At 42.4% G+C, this 21,928-nt stretch carries 15 protein-coding genes and 1 other RNA gene; 2 read left to right on the top strand and 14 right to left on the bottom strand.

The features are described 5' to 3' along the window. Positions 1–373: 373 nt before the first annotated feature. The 5 genes from IQ274_RS05580 to IQ274_RS05560 all read right to left on the bottom strand — a co-directional run bounded on the left by IQ274_RS05580 (position 374) and on the right by IQ274_RS05560 (position 6,458). Positions 374–2,536 carry a tetratricopeptide repeat protein gene (locus IQ274_RS05580; protein WP_194141655.1) on the bottom strand — a complete coding sequence of 721 codons (2,163 nt, stop codon included), beginning with the start codon at positions 2,534–2,536 and terminating at the stop codon, positions 374–376. A 517-nt stretch (positions 2,537–3,053) separates the two neighbouring features. After that, positions 3,054–3,233: a photosystem II assembly protein Psb34 gene (gene psb34 / locus IQ274_RS05575; protein ID WP_163927515.1), complete on the bottom strand. Its 180-nt coding sequence runs from the start codon at positions 3,231–3,233 to the stop codon at positions 3,054–3,056. 333 nt (positions 3,234–3,566) lie between these two features. Beyond that, the gene (gene thiO, locus IQ274_RS05570; protein ID WP_194141654.1) at positions 3,567–5,585 is read right to left on the bottom strand and encodes a glycine oxidase ThiO; all 2,019 of its coding nucleotides are present in this window, start codon (positions 5,583–5,585) and stop codon (positions 3,567–3,569) included. Positions 5,586–5,698: 113 nt separating this feature from the next. Beyond that, positions 5,699–6,103, bottom strand: a complete 405-nt coding sequence (locus tag IQ274_RS05565) for a hypothetical protein (RefSeq protein ID WP_163927517.1) — start codon at positions 6,101–6,103, stop codon at positions 5,699–5,701. A 16-nt stretch (positions 6,104–6,119) separates the two neighbouring features. After that, positions 6,120–6,458, bottom strand: a complete 339-nt coding sequence (locus IQ274_RS05560; protein ID WP_163927518.1) for a 2Fe-2S iron-sulfur cluster-binding protein — start codon at positions 6,456–6,458, stop codon at positions 6,120–6,122. A 75-nt stretch (positions 6,459–6,533) separates the two neighbouring features. Between IQ274_RS05560 and cimA the strand changes: the two genes are divergently transcribed. Together cimA and IQ274_RS05550 are read left to right on the top strand one after the other, a co-directional pair. Next, positions 6,534–8,225 carry a citramalate synthase gene (cimA, locus tag IQ274_RS05555; RefSeq protein WP_194141653.1) on the top strand — a complete coding sequence of 564 codons (1,692 nt, stop codon included), beginning with the start codon at positions 6,534–6,536 and terminating at the stop codon, positions 8,223–8,225. Between the two features lie 128 nt (positions 8,226–8,353). Then, on the top strand, positions 8,354–8,824 hold the full coding sequence (locus tag IQ274_RS05550) for a cobalamin biosynthesis protein (protein ID WP_163927520.1): 471 nt from the start codon (positions 8,354–8,356) through the stop codon (positions 8,822–8,824). A gap of 5 nt (positions 8,825–8,829) precedes the next feature. Here IQ274_RS05550 and IQ274_RS05545 read toward each other — a convergent pair whose 3' ends face one another. From IQ274_RS05545 to IQ274_RS05510, 9 genes are all read right to left on the bottom strand, one after another. Further along, positions 8,830–9,183 carry a phage holin family protein gene (locus IQ274_RS05545; protein WP_163927521.1) on the bottom strand — a complete coding sequence of 118 codons (354 nt, stop codon included), beginning with the start codon at positions 9,181–9,183 and terminating at the stop codon, positions 8,830–8,832. 29 nt (positions 9,184–9,212) lie between these two features. After that, a complete protein-coding gene (locus IQ274_RS37240) occupies positions 9,213–9,335 on the bottom strand; it encodes a hypothetical protein (protein ID WP_265578516.1) in 123 nt (40 codons plus the stop codon). Between the two features lie 348 nt (positions 9,336–9,683). Then, positions 9,684–10,769 (bottom strand): peptidoglycan-binding domain-containing protein, encoded by a 1,086-nt coding sequence (locus IQ274_RS05540; RefSeq protein WP_228058046.1) that lies wholly within the window; start codon positions 10,767–10,769, stop codon positions 9,684–9,686. 91 nt (positions 10,770–10,860) lie between these two features. Continuing rightward, a complete protein-coding gene (locus IQ274_RS05535; RefSeq protein ID WP_194141770.1) occupies positions 10,861–12,132 on the bottom strand; it encodes a M16 family metallopeptidase in 1,272 nt (423 codons plus the stop codon). An 82-nt stretch (positions 12,133–12,214) separates the two neighbouring features. Beyond that, entirely contained in the window at positions 12,215–13,543 is a 1,329-nt protein-coding gene (locus tag IQ274_RS05530; RefSeq protein ID WP_228058045.1) for a M16 family metallopeptidase, read from the bottom strand. 247 nt (positions 13,544–13,790) lie between these two features. Then, positions 13,791–19,196 carry an ATP-binding sensor histidine kinase gene (locus tag IQ274_RS05525; RefSeq protein WP_194141769.1) on the bottom strand — a complete coding sequence of 1,802 codons (5,406 nt, stop codon included), beginning with the start codon at positions 19,194–19,196 and terminating at the stop codon, positions 13,791–13,793. 352 nt (positions 19,197–19,548) lie between these two features. Beyond that, a non-coding RNA gene (gene ssrS, locus IQ274_RS05520) (6S RNA) lies at positions 19,549–19,732 on the bottom strand. A gap of 60 nt (positions 19,733–19,792) precedes the next feature. Then, entirely contained in the window at positions 19,793–20,947 is a 1,155-nt protein-coding gene (locus IQ274_RS05515) for a 5-(carboxyamino)imidazole ribonucleotide synthase (protein ID WP_194141767.1), read from the bottom strand. Continuing rightward, on the bottom strand, positions 20,944–21,435 hold the full coding sequence (locus IQ274_RS05510) for a pentapeptide repeat-containing protein (protein WP_194141768.1): 492 nt from the start codon (positions 21,433–21,435) through the stop codon (positions 20,944–20,946). Before IQ274_RS05510 ends, IQ274_RS05515 begins: the two co-directional genes overlap by 4 nt. Positions 21,436–21,928: the final 493 nt, after the last annotated feature.

Raw genomic sequence — 21,928 nt, 5'->3', positions numbered from 1 at the left:
GCGTTAATCAAATCAGAGGCAAGACATTTATGCGACGTAAACGAGTATCATTTTGTTCCTAAGTATTGTTTTATTACTTGTGTCCACACATCTAAGCCCTTAATATAGAGGCGATGGGCTAACTGCGAACTCTTACTTCCATTCTAAATTGATTTCCTCGGAATTAAGAAATATTTTCGTTTTCTTAACGAATGATTTACCTATGGTGCTGATAGTCACAGAACCATACGAACAAAACCCGCGCTGGCGGGTTTTAATTTTTTATTATCCACAAAAGTTATGAAATAGAGATACCCGAAAAAGTGAGAACATCTACTTGGCCAGAAAACCTTAATTGATACTCTGAGTAATTATCAAGTTAATCCTCAATACCTTATAACTTTGACAAAATCTCTGGTAACAACTGACTAGGAACTTTAGACAAAGCTAGAGTTTGTCCCTGTATCCCTAATTCATTATGAAAAGCACGAATAGTTTTCACCACATAAGTGAAGGTTGTTTGATAAGCCTCTGATTGTTTGCTTAATCCGTTTAAGGCTTGCAAATGGTAGTCTAAAGCTACTTCTAAGTGTTGAGAATGTGTTGCTTTGTCACCATTAAACGACTTATCTATTACTAGCTGATAATGTGCTAGTGCCAAGTTATTATAAGAGGCAAGCAAATCAAAGCTTAAAGGAGTACCGCTAAGTGAGTGAGCCAAAGCTATAGCCTCTTCATAAGCGCTGATACATAGTTGCAAATACTTTTGACGTGCCTCTTTAGTTGTCTGAGAAAGGTTGGCTAAGTGCCAGTAGGCAGTACCTAGATTATTTTGTGTAGCGGCGCAGGCGCTGGGAACATTAGCTGGAGTGCGATACTTAAGAGCTTTGCTATAGACATTAATAGCTAGTAGGAGATTTTGGGCAGGTTGCTCATATTGTGCCAGATTCCAACAGGCAGTGCCGATGTTGTTTTGAATCATGCCATACTTGAGCGGTTCCTCTTCGGGGTTGTAGTATACGAGTGCTTCGTTGTAAGCTGCGATCGCTTTCTTTAAATGCACAATCGGTTGGTTGTATTGCCCTAGATGCCAGTAAGCAGTACCCAAATTATTCTGGCAAGCTGCATACTTTAATGAATCCATATCGGCTGTACGGTAGCTGAGTGCTTCGTTGTAAGCTAATATTGCCTGCTGCCAATTTTCAGATGGGTAAGAAAAACGAGCTAAATCACCATAAGCCGTCCCCAAATTATTTTGCACACGAGCGTAAGTTTCCCGATGCGTATGCGGTGAAATCATCTTTAACGCCAACTGATAAAATTCTATTGCCTGCTCTATATAAGTTTGTCCCTCCTCAGAATTGGGTGGTGTACGGTATAGCATCCAGTAGAGTGTACCCAAATCATTCAAGATATCTGGAAGTTGTGGTGAGCTTTCGTCATAGCTAATAGCCTCCTGATAGGCAATAATTGCCACCATCAGGTTTTCTAGGGTTGACTCTCCTTGCTCAATGCGAAGGCGGTATAAAGTGCCCAAGCGATGATAAGCTTCTGCCAGTACATCCCCTGAAGCTTGCTTTTCGTGTAATTCTTCAATCTCCAACAAAATCTGCTGCGGTTGTAAATAATTTTCAGTATTTTTATCACTACTTGCGTTAATTGTTGCGAGTACTAGCTCTGTTAACTCACTACTTACATAAGATAAAGACAACAGCGATTGATTATTTTTACTACTACCAGACCTATTAGTAGATTCCGGGGTTTTGTGTATGCCATTCCCTTGTATCTTTGCTGGGAAACCGGAATTATTCTCAAACTTGAACTCAGAAGTTGTGGTTTTGAGTTCTGCTTGGTTAACTGATTTATCTAAAACCGACTGCTCAATATTCCCTAAATCCAAGTTTCTGGAAGGTGAAAAACGTTCTGGATAGCCTGCATTTTGAGTCGCGGGTGTGGGTTCTCCAGCAAACACAAATACACCAGTCCGGCAACGCCAAAATTGTGGTGCTGATTGCTTAATGGCAGATAACCAAGGACGCGGTATCCACAACAGCAAGTTAGATTCTAGAAATCGACTGGATTCTTGTGTAGAAAAATATTGCTCACTTAAGCGGAGATAGTGTAAAAATAAACGCTGTGTTGCTACTGTTTCCTTGGTGAGATGTTCCACGCCGACAATCTGAAATGCTGGTACTGGAAAAGGTCTTCCAGGGGTATCTTTTGATGCTCCAACAATTGGTGGTGGATAATTAGCTAACCATTGATTTATCTGAACTATGGGATTGGGTTCGTTTAAATTTAAACGCAATGTGACTAATCGCGGATAAGCTGGAGTGCTATTTTCTTGGGCATTTGATGACTGATATAGCACCTGTCCAACAGGATAAGCCAATGTAGAATGCAAGCGGGCTGCTACTTGATTTCTTAGGTGTAAATCATCACATACTGCTAAAAAAAGTTGTCGTCGTAAGCCAAGGCTGAGGGCAAGTTTCAGGCGGTGGTATACTTGCCGATTCAAAGTAGAATTATTGTTGTGTGCAGTATCATTCACGCTCATAGCGGCTAAAAAGCCAAAACATAGTACATATCAACGTTTTGGGTATATCTAAATGGGCTAAAGTCATACAGCAGTTTTCTTTTGTATGAAGTACAAAGCTACGGGTTTGGAGGCTGGAGGTAGGAAGCAGAAATTTTTGATATGCGATTTTGAGTTCTATATTTTATAGCTCACTTATTTGCAAACTGCTGTGATAAAAATTATTTTTAAGTAGATGTTGTGTCAATACGGTTCGGATAAGCATTTTTCACTTTCCTTGTGGTCTGGGTAAAGGGTAAGGGGTAAAGGGGAAAGGATGTATTCAAAACATGAGTCCCTTTCCCCTTTAACCAAACCGTATTGGATGTTGTGCTGTTCAGAATAAATTTAGCCTTCAATTCTAACAGTCATAAAAAGTATAATTATATACTTTAAATGGCTAGTTCAATTTTAACAAAAAATAAAAAAGCAGGCCCCTCTTAAAATCGGAACCTGAAAAACGATAAAGAAGATTAAGTTTTCTGAAAATATTTTATGATTAACTGCTCTTAGAAACGAAGAAGGCGACTAGAATCAAGCCGACAACCAAAGCTGTAGCGGCAATTCCTAGTATGAGATAAGTTCGTTTTTGCCCTTGTGTTGGAGGTTCTGCTTGATAAATCTTTGGTTCCCGGGCAAAATTATTTAGAAGGCCGCCTTCTTCATTGGTATAGGGCATGAATTAATTCCTTTATCTTGATACTTCATTTAATGTTACATAAATGCTAAATCCGCTCTGAAACTGCTAGACAAATCGTTACATTATTGGGAATTGGGCAATACTTCTCAGTTAAGCATTTTTAACTCGGAATCGGGTTTGGGGTAAAGGGTAAAGGGTAAGGGGTAAAGGTTTTTTCTTTCCCTTTTCCCTTTCCCCTTTTCCCCTTAACCGAGAAGTATTGGGTATTGGGCATTGAAAAGAGGCAGAGGGGCGGGGTGCTGCTCTTGCTGAGGGGAAAAACTCCTCTCCCCATTCCCCATTCCCCATTCCCCATTCCCCATTCCCCATTCCCTAATTAGTAATTGTCCCGGTGAGAGGTGAACTAGGACTGGCGTAATCTTTAATCGGCATCCTGCCAGCAAGGTATGCTAAACGACCGGCGACTGTTGCTAAATTCATGGCACGAGCCATTGCTGCTGGGTTTCGAGAAAGAGCGATCGCACTATTAATCAATAAAGCATCTGCTCCCAATTCCATTGCTTGAGAAGCTTCTGAGGGTGAACCAATACCAGCATCTACCACCACTGGCACATTCGCATTTTCGATGATGATTTGGATATTGGCGGTTGTTTTTAATCCTTGTCCAGAACCAATGGGCGATGCCAACGGCATTACCGTCGCGCAGCCTACTTCTTCTAAACGCTTGGCTAACATGGGGTCAGCGTTAATATAAGGCAATACTGCAAAACCTTCTTTAACTAGTTGTTCTGCGGCTTGCAGCGTCCCAATTGGGTCTGGGAGTAAATACTTAAGGTCAGGTATCACTTCTAACTTGACAAAGTTATTATCTTCCTGCCCTAACAATTTCGCCATTTCTCGCCCCAAACGCGCCACCCGAATCGCTTCTTCAGCAGTTTGGCAACCTGCGGTATTGGGCAACATCCAAATTTTTGTCCAATCCAAAGCTTCGGCTAAACCTTCATGTCCGGGAGCCTTGGTTTGTACCCGTCGTACAGCCACGGTGACAATCTGGCAATCACTGGCGGCGACGCTTTGCTGCATTTCTTCGATGCTGCGATACTTACCGGTTCCCGTCATTAAGCGGGATTGAAAGGTTTTGCCAGCAATAATTAGCGGCGAGTCTTGAACTGGGAGGGAGGATATAGCAGGACGATTCCCGTTTGAGAAGTTGGCAGAGTGAGTCAGCATTGGAGTGGGGGTAGATGGCTGAGATTGAAAGCGCGAATAGTGAAAATGAGCAAGTAGAGGATCGGGCTTTTGTTCTAAGATTAAATCGGCAATCAATGTGGCTGTTATGGGTGTAAGTAGAATTCCGTTACGGTAATGACCTGTAGCAAGGGTTAAATTTTGACAGTGGCTAGTACCAAGGATGGGTAACTCATCGGGGGTGGCTGGGCGAAATCCCCACCAGAACTCTTGGATGGGATAATGCCTTAATTGAGGATACAGCCGGATGGCAGCTTGTAATAATTTTTGAATGCCGTCTGGGGTGTTGTTGGGGGTGAAGCCAACGTCTTCGCTTGTTGCCCCGATAATCAGGCGATCGCGTCTTGGTACGATGTAAATATTCTGCCCAAACAAAATCCGCTTTAAGGGCACTTCCGGCGCAAATTCTGGTAGCCGTACACTCAGCATTTGTCCTTTTCTGGGTAGCACAGGTAGCGGCAATAACTCATTTGACCAAGCACCTGAAGCTAAAACATAGTGCGCGGCGCGAATTATCCCAACATTGGTTTGCACGCCAACCACTTGTCCTTGCTGCTGTAAAAATGCTTCTACTGTAATACCGTCTTTGAGTTCAACACCAACACACTCAGCCGCCGTCCGCAATACTTGAGCTAAAGCCTTATTATCAACTTGTGCATCTTCAGGATACCACCAGCCACCAACTACCTCTGCTCCCAATCCTGGCTGATATTGATGAATTGCCTCTTTATTTAACCAGTAAGCCGGGGATGAGGCAGGGGGGCAGTGGGAAGGGTACAGAGGAGAGAAATTTTCCCCCTTCCCCCTGCTCCCTGCTCCCTGCTCCCTGCTCCCCTGCCCCCCCGCCTCTTCAAAGACGGGTGCGAGAATACCACAGGCACGGTAGCCAGTATTTAAACCAGTTATTTCTTCTAGTTTAGTTGTCCAGTCGGGATATAAAGCACGCGATCGCCAACACAATGAACGCATTGCCTCATTAGTGATGTTTTCCGCGTCTGGTGCTAACATCCCGGCGGCGGCGTGGGTAGCGGCAGCTTGAAAGTCACGACAAAGCACGGTGACGTTTGTCCCGCGCATTTTTAGTTCAATAGCGATCGCTAAACCAATAACGCCGCCACCAATAATTACGATCTCACTAGTCATTAGTCATTAGTCATTTATCATTAGCCATTTATCATTAGTACATAACTAATAACTCATAACTAATTAACTCATAACTTATAACTTATAACTCGTAACTAAAGACGGATATATCGTTACCACAAGGCGCGAATTGGTTCGTTGCCTTGATTGACATCGCTGGATGGCGTGTTTTCGGAACTATCTGTACTGCCGTCTGTTGTACTGTCAGCAGGTGATGTTGAGTCATCAGAAGGGTTCTGAGCAACGCTGCTTCTGTTGTCAGGTCTTGGGGCTACAATACTACGTCTGTTTTCGTTTGTTTCGGTTGTTTCGGTTGTTTCGTTTCCTTCCGTTGCAGTTTCTTCATTTTTGCTGCCAGCACTGCTATTAACATTGATATTAGCTGGCAGAACTTTTGCTGCTTTACCACTGGGAGCGTTAGCACTTTGCACGCCCATAGGAAAATTAATGCCTAGTAATGTACCAAGCAGAATGGCCAAACCTCCAGCCATTAAAATTAGGGGTGTCCATCTACCCATCTTGTCTTACTCCTTTTTAACCTTTTGGTGTCCACACTATTCGAGAACCTTGTCCCCAAAATCCATCAAACTTTGTCACTTTCACATCGCCTAAAACCTGAGTTTGGCAGGCTAAACGCAAGTCTGTTGTAGGAGAATGGGGAGGAAGCGAACGCCGGGCTCGATCGCGCCAATTCGCTGCTGATACTTCGCCCTCTACCTTAACCGCACAGGTTCCGCAACTGCCAATGCCCCGACAGTTTATTACCTTAGCACCGTCATTGTAGAGGTGAATACCATTTTGCAGCAAAATTGTTCGGAGATTGCTTCCGCTTACGCACTGAATTGTTTTACCTTCAGCTAGTACTTTAGGCATTTTTAAATTGCCAAACTGGCTTTTTGTTGTATATTGACACATTGCCTCGAAAGTTGTCTCGTCGGTCCCAGTTTTATGACCACAAATTCCTCACCTCAACTTTGGCTCTATGACACTACATTACGGGATGGCACTCAGCGCGAGGGGCTATCTGTATCGATAGAAGATAAGTTACGCATTGCCAAGAGACTCGATCAACTGGGAGTTCCCTTCATTGAAGGCGGTTGGCCTGGTGCTAATCCCAAGGATGTACAATTTTTCTGGCAACTCCAAGAAGATCCGCTAAAACTTGCTGAAATTGTGGCTTTTTGTTCGACTCGACGGCCTAACTCCACTGCCGCAACCGAACCGATGCTACAGGATATTTTGGCTGCGGGAACTCGCTGGGTAACGATTTTTGGTAAGTCTTGGGATTTACATGTCACAACTAGCCTCAAAACGACATTAGAAGAAAATTTGGCGATGATTCGTGACACCATTGAGTACCTCCGTTCTCAAGGTCGTCGCATTATCTACGATGCCGAACATTGGTTTGATGGTTACAAGCACAATCCAGATTATGCTTTACAAACATTAGAGGCTGCGATCGCATCTGGTGCTGAATGGCTAGTCCTCTGTGATACCAATGGCGGCACTTTACCTCATGAAATTAGCCAAATTGTGCAAGATGTGGTAAGGATGACTGGGGAATGGGCAATGGGGAATGGGAAATGGGGAATGGGGAAAGACTCTTCCCAATCCCCAATCCCTAATCCCCAATCCCCAATTCCTCAAATTGGAATTCATACTCATAACGATTCAGAAATGGCGGTTGCTAACGCAATAGCCGCCGTAATGGCAGGGGCAAAGATGGTACAGGGCACAATTAATGGTTACGGTGAACGTTGCGGTAATGCTAACCTCTGTTCGTTAATTCCCAATTTACAACTGAAGCTGGGTTACAGTTGTATCACAGAAGACCAGCTAACACAACTTACAGAAGCTAGTCGTTTTGTTAGTGAAGTCGTCAACCTCGCGCCAGATGAACACGCTCCCTTTGTGGGACTTTCGGCTTTTGCTCACAAGGGCGGTATTCATGTATCAGCAGTAGAACGTAATCCCCTGACTTACGAACACATTCAGCCGGAACAAGTCGGGAATCATCGCCGCATTGTGATTTCTGAACAGTCTGGACTCAGTAATGTTCTAGCCAAAGCCCGCAGTTTTGGGATTGACCTCGAAAAGCTTAAGGCAGAAGCCAAGCAAATTCTCCAACGTCTCAAAGATTTGGAGAGTGAAGGATTTCAATTTGAAGCAGCAGAGGCCAGTTTTGCACTACTGATGCACGAAGCTTTGGGAGGTCGCCAGAAGTTTTTTGAAGTCAAAGGTTTTCAAGTCCACTGTGACTTGATTGAGGGGAAAGAAACTAGTAACGCCCTAGCTACAGTCAAAATCGCTGTTGACGGCAAAAATATTCTGGAGGCGGCAGAAGGTAATGGCCCCGTTGCTGCCTTAGATGCAGCTTTACGCAAGGCTTTGGTGAACTTTTATCCCCAAATAGCAACCTTTGATTTGACGGATTACAAAGTGCGGATTCTCAACGGACATACGGGCACTGCGGCAAAAACCCGTGTGTTAGTAGAATCAGGCAATGGTCGTCAACGCTGGACGACTGTAGGGGTTTCCACCAATATTTTGGAGGCTTCCTATCAAGCGGTGGTGGAGGGCTTGGAATACGGTTTGTTATTGCACTCCCAAGCAGAAGTGGCGGTGAAAGCTTCTACTTGAAAAACGGGATATTTAGTGTAGGGAAAGTTTGCGTTTTTCGATAATTGGGGGAAGCGATCGCCAAAGTGTGATCGCTTCCTATAAGCCAACACCAAATCTTGAAGAATTGAATTAAGGAAATACACCAAGTGCAACAGGTTTTCTGGGTAGGAATCGGTTGTAAGCGGGGAACCTCACGGCAGTTGATTGATTGGGCTATTGAAGAAGCCTTTCGAGAAAATCAACTTTTTCAAAGTGCGATCGCAGGGATTGCCACCATTGACACTAAAGCCTTGGAAGTTGGTTTAGTAGAACTTTGCCACCTACGCAATCTGCCTCTAAAAACCTTTTCTGCGGAAATTCTTTGCTCTGTCTGTGTCCCCAACCCTGCCACAATTACTGACCACAAAATAGGTACACCTAGCGTAGCAGAGGCAGCTGCTATTCTTGCAGCGACTCAAGCCTCGTTGTTGACTGCTCCCCCCTTTACCAGCACAGAAGCATTGGGAGTGACGTTGTTAGTTCCTAAACAAATTTTCCAGCTACAAGGGCAACCAGGAGCTGTAACGTTAGCTGTTGCCCAAGCCTCAAATATTATGAGTATTACAAAAATTAACTAATTTTTCTAGTCAACAACTCTCAACAAATAGTTAATTATGCTAGAAACAATAGCTAGCACGATTGAACCTAACAAAGCAGGTAAAAAACCCTGAATCTCAAAACCAGAACCAGGGGTTAAGGCACTTGCCAACCAAAGTGTTAAAGCATTGATAACCAATGTAAATAAACCAAAGGTGAGTAAGGTAATCGGAAAGGTCAAAATTTGCAAAATTGGTCTAATAAATGCGTTAACCAGACCAATAACCAGGGCAGCAACTAAGGCAACCACAAAATTCTTGATAAAGAATCCCGGAACGATATTAGCAGTAAGAAATAACGCCACCGCAGTACCGAGCCAAGTTAATAAAAAGTGTTGCATAAGTTTTTTTAGAGGAATTAGCAGTAAGTTTAATTAATTTCACTGTTGCCAGCTGTGATTTGTAACACTATCAGGTGTCTTTCTGCTTGACTCATAAAGTTGCCATTATCTTTTGTCAGCCCAAAAGTAATGTAATTTTTCTGTCCTGGCATAGAGAGATATTTCTAATCGGTGTATCTTTATCGTATTGCAGGATGTACCGGATTAAATTCATAAAGAAGAATTCAGGAGTCAGAATTCAGTTGGATATTCTGACTCCTGAATTCTGTTTTGATAAAAAATGCTGTGAAGCGCAAAACCCCTACAGAGGTCAATACAGTTCAGTTAAGCATTTATTCCTGCTCTTCCTTTGCGTAACTGAACAATATTGCTACAGAGGTTTATTAAAGTTGAAAAACCTCTGTACTTTGGGGACTTCCAAAAAAGAAATAAGTTATCAGAACTTCGGAGCATCTTGCCCGCACAGGCAAAAGAGCCGCTGGCTATGCTCCCTAGTCAGACTAACGCCGCAAAAGAACCTCCCAGGTAGAGCCGCCAACTACACCGTCAGCTTCTAAACCATAGCGCTTTTGTGCTGCTTGCACAGCAGCCTCGGTTGTCTCACCAAAGTCTCCATCGGCATCGCCTTTCAAGAAACCAAGCTTTTTCAGTTGTTGTTGCAACTTAACAACTTCAGAACCACGTAATCCTATACGTAAAATTGGCAATCCTTCAGAGGTGTATTGAATACCAGGAGTTCGCTGAGTAGTTGTGTTTTTCTGAGTTCGAGTAGTTTGCCCAGTCCGTGTAGCTGACTGAGTTCTAGCAGTGGATGTAGTACGATTTGGCATTTTTTGTGTGTTTGAAGTTGTACCTTTTCTTGGGGTAGCAGGTCTTGGCTCAGGGCTAGTCGCAACTTGTGTTGTAGCTTTTTTTGGGGTAGCAGGTCTTGGCTCAGAGCTAGTTGCAACTTGTGTTGCAGCTTTTTTTGGGGTAGTAGGTCTTGGCTCAGGGCTAGTCGCAACTTGTGTTACAGCTTGTCTTGGGGGGTTGGGGTTAGGATTTGCAACGTTGGTGAGGCTGCTAGCCTGGGTTGGAACAGGAAAATTCGTAGCTGAGTTAAATCTTGGCTGGGATGAAGGGATAGTTGATGCTGCTACTGGTTGATTAGGGAAAAGTCTTTGCCAAGTGCTGGCATCAACAACGCCATCTGGATTCAAGCCAGCTGCTTGTTTAAAACGGGCAACAGCACTGGCTGTATTCTCACTATAAATACCATCTACTGCACCAGAGTAAAAACCCAAAAGTTTCAGAGCTGCCTGAAGTTCAGATACGCGTTCGCCTTGGCTACCAACTTTGAGGTTAGGGCGGCTGATGCTATCTCCAGGATTTATTTGGGCAATTTTTTGTGGCGCTGCTATTGATATTAAAGGTGTTGAGGCAATAAGCAGAGGCATTGCGGATAACAAGAGTATTTCAATGGCTGAGAAAGATTTAGACCTCTTTGTCCACCAACTTTTTTGCCGTTTTTCCATTCCACAGCGATTTACAGTGGGGTCTAGTAATTTTAAGTAACTCAAAATACTTGCTGTCAGGCTGCTTTGCATGGAATTTACTCCCAGAATATTCTCATGCTAATGGTACAGCCGCTTGGTCTAAAAAACAGCTGCTCTATTTACGATGTCTCGGACGGGCTATTTACGCGATCGCTCGGTTAATTGCTTCTTCTTGACCAACTAAAGACAAATAAGGTGATTTTAAATACTTACTGGCGGCAGCGATCGCATCTTTGGCACTCACAGCCGCAATCAATTCTTGAAATTTGGTGTCAAAATCAATTCCTAAGCCCAAAATTTCATACCAGCCATATATCTGAGCAATTTGCCCGTTTGTTTGTTTACCCAAGGCGTACTGCCCCAGAATCTTATTTTTCGCAGCTTGCAGGGCGCTTTCAGAGACTTCGGCGGTAGACAATAAATCTACTTCTGTACGCAGTCCCTCTAGGGCAATGCTGGTATTCTCCGGTGCTGTACCCATGTAAACTACAAATGAGGCTGGAAATAGCCTTGTGGAGTAAAAGGCGGATACTTCGTAAGCTAAACCACGTTTTTCGCGCAATTCGACAAACAAGCGACTAGAAAGCCCATTTCCCAAGTAGGTACACAGCAACTTCAGGGCGGCGTAGTCAACAGAACTTACCGATGTTCCCAAATAACCGAGCATCACGATTGATTGTTGTGTCTGTACTGGCTTAACCTTTACCTGCGGTTCCACTTTAATTTCAGGTAAATTCAGTATTGGCAGTGCTTGGGCTGGCGCTTGCCAATCAGTAAAAACTTCTTCCACCAACGCTGTTGCATCTGTGGGTGTGACTCTACCAGCAATACTAATTACTACATTATCTGGACGGAAATAAGTTTGATGATACTCTACCAAATCCGCACGAGTTAAGCTGCTCATACTGGTTTCATCTCCCAGCACTGACATCGAGTAGGGATGATTTTGGTACATTACCTGCCGCATTTGTTCAAAGGCGACATTGAAAGGTTGCTCTTTTTGCGAACGAATATCTTGGAGTGCTAAACGCCGTTCTAGTTCCACTTGAGTTTCAGGAAAAGTAGGCGATCGCAAAATCCGCGCTGCCAATGCTAAAATTTCCGCAAAATCTGATGTTACCGTCTTGAAAGATAGCAAAAAATAATCAGTGCCAGCATCCGCACTCAAACTTGCTCCTACAGACTCGACTTTTTCAGCAATTTCTAAGCTAGAAAGTCCATCGCATCCCTTTGTCATCACTGCTGATAGCAAATGCGCCAACCCTGCTTGCTCCCGGTTTTCGTTACAACTACCGGCACGCACAAAGATTCGTGCTGCAATAATATCCGCAGCAGGGTTTTCTGCCGCCAGCACGACAATGCCATTATTCAATACGGTGCGATGGATAGGTGATTTTTGCAGCAAGGTTGTCATTTGTCCTTTGTCATTTGTCATTTGTCATTTGTCCTTTGTCATTTGCCCAATGCCCCATGCTCTATTCCCAATTCCCAAATCACTAACAGGGTTTAAGTACAGTAACCGCATAGTTCTGCGGTGAGAGATATTGTTTAGCTAATTTTTGTAGTTCTTGAGCATCAAAAGACTGAATCTGCTGGGGATATGTCACAGCTAATTCAGCTTGGGCGATGGTATTGTAATATCCATAAAGCCCTGTCAGTTGATTTGGTGTTTCGGTAGAAAACGCATACTCATTACATAGCAACCTGCGTGTACGAGCAAGTTCTTGTTCGCTAATTCCTTCAGTCTGCAAATTATCCAAATGAGCGCAAATTAAAGACTCAACTTCTTCCAGATTTTCTGGTTCCAACCAGGCAGTAATTGTAAATAAACTTGATTCCCGTTGTAGAGAAAAACTACTATGAATTCCTTGTACCAATTGTAAATCTTCTCGCAAATCACGCACTAAACGCGAAGTTCGCCCTTCTGCCAATAACACGGACAATAAATCTAGACCATAGCTAGTGCGAATTTCTTCTACTCCTGGTACCAACCAGGCCATCAACAATCGTGCTTGCTCTATGCGTGGTAAACACAGTTCTTGACGGTGAATTCCTGTTATCGCTGGCTTTGTGACTTTCTCAAACTGCGGACAATTCGAGCGTTCGGCAAAATCACTAAATGAACGATTTACTAATTCCCAAGCTGGTTGCTGGGCTATACCCCCAGCAATTACCACTGTCATATTTTCCGGCTGATAGTGGGCGTGATGAAAACAGCGCATTGCTTCTGGAGACTGCTGCATCAGCTCTTGCTCGGTACCTAACACCGAACGCCCGTAAGGGTGATGTGGATAGATGCTTTGAATCAGAGCTTGAAATCCTATCCAGTCGGAATCGTCCTGACAAGAGCGAATTTCCTCTAGCACCACGTCCCGCTCGCGGCTAAATTCGTCTTCTGGAATTGCCGCATTGAGCAGTAATTCGCCCAAATAGGGCAAAGTATCCTTTAAATAAGGGGCCGCTGTGGTGAGTGAATAATTAGCATAATCATAACTTGTCGCCGCATTACTTACGCCGCCCCGGTTTTCAACTTTGGAATCGAACATTCCAGGGGGAAGTGTTGCCGTACCTTTAAAAATCATGTGTTCTAAAAAGTGCGCCATCCCAAACCACGGTTTTGGCTCTAGGCTTGCTCCAGCACGCACCCAAACATCAGCCACAACTACAGGAGTAGTGGGAATCTCTTGATGAATAAAAGTTAAACCACTCTCTAGTCGGAAGACTGAGGCTGGAAATACGGTATTAGTTAGTTGTTTTAACAATTTTTGTAGCTTTAACCACAATTCAACGCAATTGTGTAATCTTAACTCTGAACGATACCTCATTTAGAATCAAGTTATACAGATTTAGTAAAATTGTGCTATTACTGTCCTCCAGATTACCGAAAAATTAAAAGCGTTATGCATTGAGAGGAAAATCGCAATATTACAGAGACGCGATAAATCGCCGTCTCTACAAAGAATTTAATTCCTTGACAGACTACTATTTCCGACTTGTGTGTACACCGTAGCCCTTTACCAAGAGCAGGGTTGGGGAGGGGGATGTACCTCATGTACTTGCAAAACACTGTAGTTAAAACACCGGAATTTCAATGACAAATTCTGTTCCTTCACCAAGCACAGAATTGCACCTCAACCGCCCATTATGGGTTTCCTCGACAATTTGACGAGCGATCGCTAATCCTAATCCTGTTCCCTTTCCAACCTCTTTTGTTGTAAACAGGTGGTCAAAGATCCTTGCTCTAATCTCCTCTGGCATCCCCTGACCGTTATCTTTGATGCGAATTGTCACCTTGTGGTCAGTGGATACTTCGGTGTTAATCAGTATTTGGTGATGGTTAGCTTGCGCTTGGGCAAAAGAAAGCCCCTCACTGGATGTATCTAAGGCATCAATTGCATTAGCGAGGATGTTCATAAATACTTGATTTAATTGTCCTAAAAAGCACTTCACTAGTGGTAATTTACCGTATTCGGTGATAACTTCAATTGCTGGACGTTTTTCGTTAGCTTTGAGGCGATACTTCAAAATTAACAGCGTACTCTCAATCCCTTCATGGAGATTACAAGCAACTTTTTCGGTTGTATCGGCTCTGGAGAAAGTGCGAAGACTAATGCTAATGTCTTTAATCCGTTCGCTTGCCACCTTCATTGAGTTTACGAGCTTTGGTAAGTCTTGAGTCAAGAATTCTAGGTCAATTTCTTCGCCATGCTCAATGACTGCGATCGCAGAAGTGGGATGATGTTGTTGGTAGCATTGGATATGGGCGAGTAAGTCTTGAATATACTCTTCGGCATTGTTAAGGCTGCCTTTCAAAAATCCAATGGGATTATTAATTTCATGTGCCACCCCAGCAACCAAATTACCTAAGGTTGCCATTTTTTCATTTTGCACCATTTGTAGTTGGGTATGCTCTAGTTCTTGTAGCGATCGCTCTAGTTGATGAGCATAATTTTGAGATTCTTGATAAAGACGGGCATTTTCTAAAGAGATAGCGGCTTGAGCGCATAGCAGTTGGATAATTTCGGTGCGATCGCTTGTAAATGCGCCAATCGTCAACTTATTTTCCAGATATAGTAACCCGATTAATTGGCCATGACGCAAAATCGGCGTACACAACACACTTTTGGGTTGTTGCTGCATCAAATATTGGTCAGTAATAAAATCATTTTTTACTGTTGTATTATCCAGCACCACAGTTTTTAAGCTGTGTTTGACATAGTTTACCAATGCGATCGGAATGTTTTGACTGCTTGACAATGGTACAGATACTAGAGTCACCCCTTCATTGATGGTGGCTACAGCTTTAACCACTAAGTTGCCCTGTTCGAGTACAAGTAGGGCAGCTTTTTTCGCTCCAGCATTTTCCATTACCACTTGCAAAAGAGTAGCGAGCAATTGCTCTAATTGAATTTCACTGGAGAGAAATTGTGCGGCTTTAAAGATGGTGGCAAAATCGAGGGCTTCAGAAATACTGCTGCTAGAAAGATTTGTGTGGATGGTTTGATGTGGGAATGACGAGCCATCAATGGTTGAACTCAGTTGTAAGTGATGATGCTGCCCTTGTAAGATGGGAGCCAGAAGTTGAGGATAGCGTTTTTCTAAATCCTCAGTTTTGGTTTTAGCGCCCCAACGAGCATAACAGTAATAAGCTTCTTGCATATAAACTTGGGCGATTTTTTGTTTGCCCCAGTTTAGGTAGAACTTGGCAGCTAGCTCATTGCTCAAAGCTTCTTCTTGGATATATTCGTTTTCTTTCGCTAGAGTTATGGCGCGATCGTACAGTTCCATTGCTGCCATTTTTTCGCCCAGAACCCGATGGCGTTCTGCTTCCACCAAATCAAATTTGTGCTGGAAATTCATCGGTGCAAATTTGGCTCGAAACTGCAATTTTTCCTGATTTTCGCCAACCTTTAAGAGTAATTGTTCTTGTTGAGATGGTTCCGCCGTTAGATAGACAGCAAGCCGAGATAAAGAATCGTAGTAGTAGAAAACAGGCACAGATAGCATTCCTGCGCCACCGTTGAGGTATTGCTCTCCCTGATTTCCATTTTCAACTGCCGCCGGAAAATTCTCAAACAAATAATTTAGTGTTAATTTACTTAGGAAAAATACATGAAGTGTTAATTCGTCATTTTCTTTAATGAGCGCAGATAATATTTGTTCATCTTGATAATCTTCACCAATGAAGCGCTCTGGATTATCGCTAGATTCGGTTAAATTGTTAATGCTTTGACAGATTATATTCGACCAATTTAATAAGCGCTGATTTTGGGCAAAATTAGACTCGTAAGCTTTGATATCTGCTAGCAAGACTTCCAAAACTTCTGTGCCACTTAAATAGACATAGAATAGCTTGAAAATCATCGATGCCAGCACATGAAAAAAATCGCCTGTTTCTAATCCAAGACTATGCGATTCCTGTAATAAACTAATTGAGGTGCGAACATGTTGTTTATTAAATTGATTCAATGCACTCACCTTAAATAGAGTCATGCTTTGAACAGATTTTGCTTGAAATCTATCTACAAGCATTAAAGCTAGCTGGCCAAATTCTGAGCCTGACTCGAGTTGGTTACAAATATTAAGTACAATTCCAAAATCTGCATACCCTGGTGCAGAAAGTGGTGCATTGCCGTATTTAAGAGATAAATTCACCTCTTCGCAGGCAATAATTGGGAACAGATAAGGCGCAGCCTGATGGATGGCGGGAGCGATGCTAGTCATAATCCGCAAAGCAACCAAAGCTTTGGGATCATTCATCAATGGCAAATCAATTAAGCCCTCAATACTTCTGCCAGCCAAGCTGGAGAGCGTGTTAACTACAGATTGCTGAATGTCTGGAGGTGTTACTGATTCAGGTAATGTTACCCCAAGTTGAGCGAGAAGTTCACGCCCAATTGCGATCGCTTTGAATGATTGATTCCGCACCTGATCGGCTTGGAGTTGCACTTCATAAACTTTCACCCTATCCAGTAAGGTGGTTGTTTCTTCCATGACGACCTGGATAAGAGATTCCATCTGCTCAAATTCATTGTTGAGAAAGGTAGCTTCGGCAGCTTCTTCGTATAAACTTCGAGTCAGTTCGTATGCAATTTCCCAACTATTAATTGTCAGCAATTGCATTCCCGACTTGAGATAATGAATTGCTGCACCATAAGCAGTAGCTTCTTTCGCTTTTCGACCAGCATTCAAATTTAACTGAGCTAATTGTTGACGTTCATTTGGCTGGGTGATTAGCGCTATTCCACAATTCAACTGACTGACAATCTCAAAAATTCGCTCCTCTTGCTGAGACTCAGAGGTATTTTGCAAGAGTAATTGGCCAATTTTAAGATGGGTAAATTGTTTCTCTTTATCTGGAATTAGCGAATAGGCAGCTTGCTGCACGCGATCGTGTAAAAATTTGTAGATAGGGACTTGTAAATTGGAATTTAGAGGATTTGAGTTACAATCATGCCCACTATCTTGAAAGAATTTATAAACTTCGCTAGTAGGTAAAACTAACCCTTCTTGCAAAGCTTTCCATAAAGATGCTGCTGTTTCAATTTCCGATTGTTCAGAAACAATTGCTAAGGTTAGCAAATCAAAAGAGTTGCCAATACACGCAGCTAATTTCAACACATTTTGCGTTGCTGCTGGCAACTTCTGCAACTGTAGCGCTACGAACTCTACCACATCATCGGTAAGAGCAAGTGCTTTCACAGCAGCAATATCACATTGCCAGTAACTTTGAGCAAAATTAAAAGTAATCAGTCCATCTTCATATAATGCTTTGAGAAATTGCGTTGCAAAAAATGGATTCCCTTGAGTTTTTTGATAGACGAGTTGCGTTAGGGGTTGGGCAATTTCACTTGAACAACTAAAGGTATCAACCATCAATTGATTTAAACTAGCTTTATTTAACGGAGCTAAAGCAATAGTATGAATCGTAGCATTGGCTTTGCGAATATCTGCTAAAGTCAACATTAACGGATGAGCGGTAGATACTTCATTATCTCGATAAGCTCCAATTAAAAGTAAAGCTCCACTTCCTGATTCGCTCATCAACAACTGCATCAATTTGAGTGATGCAGAATCAGCCCACTGCAAATCATCAAGGAAAATTACTAGTGGATGTTCTTTTGTGGTGAATACCTGAATGAATTTTTGAAAGAGTAAATTAAAGCGATTTTGTGCTGCACTTGGTGAAAGTTCAGTTGCAGGTAGTTGTTGACCAATAATTTGTTCGAGTTCTGGAATTACTTCAAGAATAACTTGCCCCTGATCGCCCAGCACTTGTAAAATTTCACTTTTCCAAGTTGACAATTGAGTATCACTTTCACTGAGCAATTGTCCCATTAAGTCTCGAAATGCCTGCACAAAAGCCGAGAAAGGAATATTACGATTAAATTGGTCAAATTTGCCTTTTATAAAGTAACCCCGTTGTCGGACAATGGGTTTGTGAACCTCGTTAACTAAAGCAGTTTTACCAATACCAGAAAAACCAGCCACTAACATTAGTTCCGTCTGATTGTTGGTAACGCGGTCAAAGGCTTTGAGAAGAGTTTCAACTTCAGGCTCACGACCATAGAGTTTTTCTGGAATAATAAAGCGATCGCACACATCCCGTTGAGCAATTGGAAAACTTGCAATTTCCCCCGTTTCTTTTAGCTGACGTAAACAATTTTCTAAATCATATTTCAGCCCAAATGCGCTCTGATAGCGGTCTTCAGCATTTTTCGCCATCAGTTTATTCACAATGGATGAGAGTACAGGCGCAATTTGCGGATTAATCTCATGTACTAAAAGCGGAAGTTTGGCAATATGACAATGTAGCAATTCCATCGGATCGTGTGATTGAAATGGTAATTGCCCTGTTAGTAATTCGTAAAAAGTTACACCCAGAGAATAAAAATCAGTACGGTAATCAATCCCCCGATTCATTCGTCCAGTTTGCTCTGGTGATAAATAGCCAAGTGTTCCTTCTAGCACATTAGGACTCATCAAAATTTGAGTTTCCCGTGGCAACAGAGATGCAATACTAAAGTCTATTAACTTAACTTCTTTAGTTTGTGGATTGATTAAAATATTGGCGGGTTTAATATCTTTGTGAATGACCCGATGGCGAATTAAAATATCTAATGTATTGCACAGTGCGATCGCTACTTGTAAAAACTCTTGTAGAGACGCGATATATCGTGTCTCTACAGAGGTCAAATAATCTTTGAGAGAAATTCCCCCAAAGTCTTCCATCACTAACGCATAGCCATTCTGATAGGGTTCCAGGCTGTATGTTTGAATGATTCCAGGTAGATTTAAGTTTTTGGCGATGGTAAACTGGTTCCGAAACTGTATCAATTCAATGAAACTGGGATAAACAGTTTTCATCAGCTTAATCACCACAGATTTTTGGTCATTTTCTCGATTAGCACGATAAACCAAGGTTCGAGAACCATTGTAGAGTTCTTTGCTAACGTGATATCCGGGAATGCTGACCATACGGCTTAATTCTTGAGACTTCACTATTTAGTTTTCCCAAAAACATGGCAATATTTACTATCAGTTCACTCATTTTGAGATGGGAGAAGGAATTAATTTTATGATGGGAAAGGAATCGATCACTCATTGTATTGAACAACCTGGCAGCAGATGTTAAAAATACATCTCTAAAAAAGAATGTAGAGACATAGCAGTTCTATGTCTCTACAAGTGGAGTGGGATTATTCAAGTTTAGTAATCAACTAAACTTGACATCACGTTAGTTTAGGATTTCTGATTTTTACTACAAGTAATAATCATTTAAATAATTAAAGCTCCCAAATTCTAACTGATTTTGGAAGCTAATAATTTTAAGTTCACCGCGACGCCGTTTTACCTAAGTTTATGACCTGGGTTTATCCAGGTGGGAACCTAAATTCCTCGTTTAAAGTTTCCGGGTACATGCCCGGTATACTGCCACGAGAACAGTTGACTCCCTTGTCATTAAAGGCATAGATCAAAAAACTTGATGGCAGTCACCAACGTCGTAGTGCAACTCACTCATTATAGCTTTTCAAAAGATGTTGTGTGTTCAACATCGAAAGTTTCTGCTTAATTTACCTGGGATACCAGATAGATTCTATAGTGTGGGCGATGGCACTTGCCGATTCTCTATTCTGATTATCCAGCAAAACCGTAACATGTCCCAACTTCCGCCCAGGACGTGATTCTGTCTTCCCATACCAGTGAACGTGCGCCTGGGGAATCTGCGCTATTTGTTGACGCTGGCTTTGGTAGTCGCTGTGAGAATTTTCATACCCCAGCAGGTTGACCATCACAGCACCAGCACACTGCAAAGCTGGATTCCCTAAAGGTAAACCACAAACTGCTCTGAGGTGTTGCTCAAACTGAGAAGTTTCACAAGCATCAATAGAAAAATGCCCAGAATTGTGGGTACGAGGCGCTATTTCATTTACCAGTACTTTGCCATCAGCCTTGAGAAATAGCTCAATTCCAAAGATTCCTACTACTTCTAAGCTATTTAATAGAGTATGTGCGATCGCTTCTATTTCTGCTACTTGATTGGGTGTAATATCAGCAGGCGCAATTACCCGCCGACAGACTTGTTGTTCTTGTTGGGTTTCCACTACTGGGTAAGCTACAATTTCTCCCTCCACAGAACGCGCTGCAATTATTGCTAGTTCTCTTTCAAAAGGGACAAATTCTTCTAACAAGAAAAATGATTCATTTAAAGGTTTTGTTACAGTATCATAACTTAGCTTTTGCTCTAAAGTACCAAAATCTTGAATTATGAAAGTACCCTGACCATCATAACCGTGGCGGCGAGCTTTGAGGACTGCTGGAAAACCTAAATATTCTATTTTTGATTGGAGATGTTCCACCTCGTCAAGGGCGAAAAATTGAGGAACTGGTAAACCCAAATCGCGTAAGTAGCAACGCTGATGATATTTATCTAAAAGTGGAGCTAAAGCTTTTAAGCTGGGACGGAAACAAACGCCTTGCTGTGCTAAAACAGATAAAGCTTGCAAGTTAACAAATTCATTTTCAAAGGTGATGACATCACATTTTTGAGCTAATATTTTCGTAGCACTTGCATCATCAACTGGCGCGAAGAGAGTTTCCTGAGCGATTGACACGGCCGGGTCGTGAACGCTTGGAGTTTGTACTACTAATTCTACTCCTAGCTTCTCTGCTGCATCCGCCATCATCCAGGCAAGTTGTCCACCACCAATTACACCAACACGTTTCATTGACATCCTAGAGATTCACGAGTTTGCACACCTGTTTTGGAATTCACACCACTGGCTTTTTGACACAGTTCTTTGATTTGTGCCCGATCCAAAATTGCATCTGTAAAATCTGCACCGTCTATATTCACATCATTAAAGATGGCACGGAGCAAAAGAGCTTCTTTGAAAACTGCATCACTCAAATCGGCCTTAGTCAAGTTTACCTGATCGACCATTGCATTCGTTAAATCAGCTCCGTGGAGATTTGCTTTTGTCATCACTGAAGCACTCATGACTGCTCCCCGCAAATCAGCGTTTGAAAAGTTAGCCAGTTCCATATTGGCGTTAGAAAACTCCGCAGCTTGCAAACTGTCACCAGAAAAATCACGTCTTGACAACTCTGCGTTACTAAATGACAGTGGATGAGTCCAGTCTACTGCCAGTGCGGGGTCAGCCACGCACCAGATAATAATTCCGAGAAGGAACGCCAACCCTTGCCGCCAAAACATATCGAGAGTCAATTTGGTGTCTAATCGCTGCATTTAAGCTTACCGCATTTGAATATTAGCAAGACTGGCTGATTCTAATTGAGACTCGCAGCCTTGCTACTGGATTTGGGGGATGTGTATTTCCCTTGCTTAATATTTTGTAACGCAAAAAGGGCATAAGCTCCTCACCTTGAGCAAAATTATGCCTCCGACTTTGGGTAGAGAAAGGCAATCTAGGAGCGTTCGCACTAAAGCAGGATAATAATTATAAAATAGCGATCGCAATGATTGAGTATAAATTACTTGTCACATCAAGCAAGCTTTAACAAAACATCGAAGGGGGAGCATAATATCACTCTTAATGATGATAAAATTTGAAATCTCTAACTCTCAAGGAATATTTTTGCTAGATAAAAAATATCTACAACAGACGATGCCTAACACTTGTTGATTTGTTCACAATTATTAATTTCTAGATTTGAATTTCAGGATATAAAGGATTTTATTAAGCAGT

Source organism: Nostoc sp. LEGE 12447 (genome assembly GCF_015206985.1).
Taxonomy (GTDB): domain Bacteria; phylum Cyanobacteriota; class Cyanobacteriia; order Cyanobacteriales; family Nostocaceae; genus Nostoc.
This window is presented reverse-complemented; position numbering and strand designations above follow the sequence as displayed.

What these genes read in the sequence shown, in the direction of transcription:
- IQ274_RS05535 (WP_194141770.1), bottom strand. Translation starts at nt 12,132, where the DNA reads ATGACAACCTTGCTGCAAAAATCACCTATCCATCGCACCGTATTGAAT.
- IQ274_RS05515 (WP_194141767.1), bottom strand. Translation starts at nt 20,947, where the DNA reads ATGAAACGTGTTGGTGTAATTGGTGGTGGACAACTTGCCTGGATGATG.
- IQ274_RS05580 (WP_194141655.1), bottom strand. Translation starts at nt 2,536, where the DNA reads ATGAGCGTGAATGATACTGCACACAACAATAATTCTACTTTGAATCGG.
- IQ274_RS05545 (WP_163927521.1), bottom strand. Translation starts at nt 9,183, where the DNA reads ATGCAACACTTTTTATTAACTTGGCTCGGTACTGCGGTGGCGTTATTT.
- psb34 (WP_163927515.1), bottom strand. Translation starts at nt 3,233, where the DNA reads ATGCCCTATACCAATGAAGAAGGCGGCCTTCTAAATAATTTTGCCCGG.
- thiO (WP_194141654.1), bottom strand. Translation starts at nt 5,585, where the DNA reads ATGACTAGTGAGATCGTAATTATTGGTGGCGGCGTTATTGGTTTAGCG.
- IQ274_RS05530 (WP_228058045.1), bottom strand. Translation starts at nt 13,543, where the DNA reads ATGAGGTATCGTTCAGAGTTAAGATTACACAATTGCGTTGAATTGTGG.
- IQ274_RS05510 (WP_194141768.1), bottom strand. Translation starts at nt 21,435, where the DNA reads ATGTTTTGGCGGCAAGGGTTGGCGTTCCTTCTCGGAATTATTATCTGG.
- IQ274_RS37240 (WP_265578516.1), bottom strand. Translation starts at nt 9,335, where the DNA reads ATGCCAGGACAGAAAAATTACATTACTTTTGGGCTGACAAAAGATAAT.
- IQ274_RS05525 (WP_194141769.1), bottom strand. Translation starts at nt 19,196, where the DNA reads ATGGTCAGCATTCCCGGATATCACGTTAGCAAAGAACTCTACAATGGT.
- cimA (WP_194141653.1), top strand. Translation starts at nt 6,534, where the DNA reads ATGACCACAAATTCCTCACCTCAACTTTGGCTCTATGACACTACATTA.
- IQ274_RS05540 (WP_228058046.1), bottom strand. Translation starts at nt 10,769, where the DNA reads ATGCAAAGCAGCCTGACAGCAAGTATTTTGAGTTACTTAAAATTACTA.
- IQ274_RS05565 (WP_163927517.1), bottom strand. Translation starts at nt 6,103, where the DNA reads ATGGGTAGATGGACACCCCTAATTTTAATGGCTGGAGGTTTGGCCATT.
- IQ274_RS05560 (WP_163927518.1), bottom strand. Translation starts at nt 6,458, where the DNA reads ATGCCTAAAGTACTAGCTGAAGGTAAAACAATTCAGTGCGTAAGCGGA.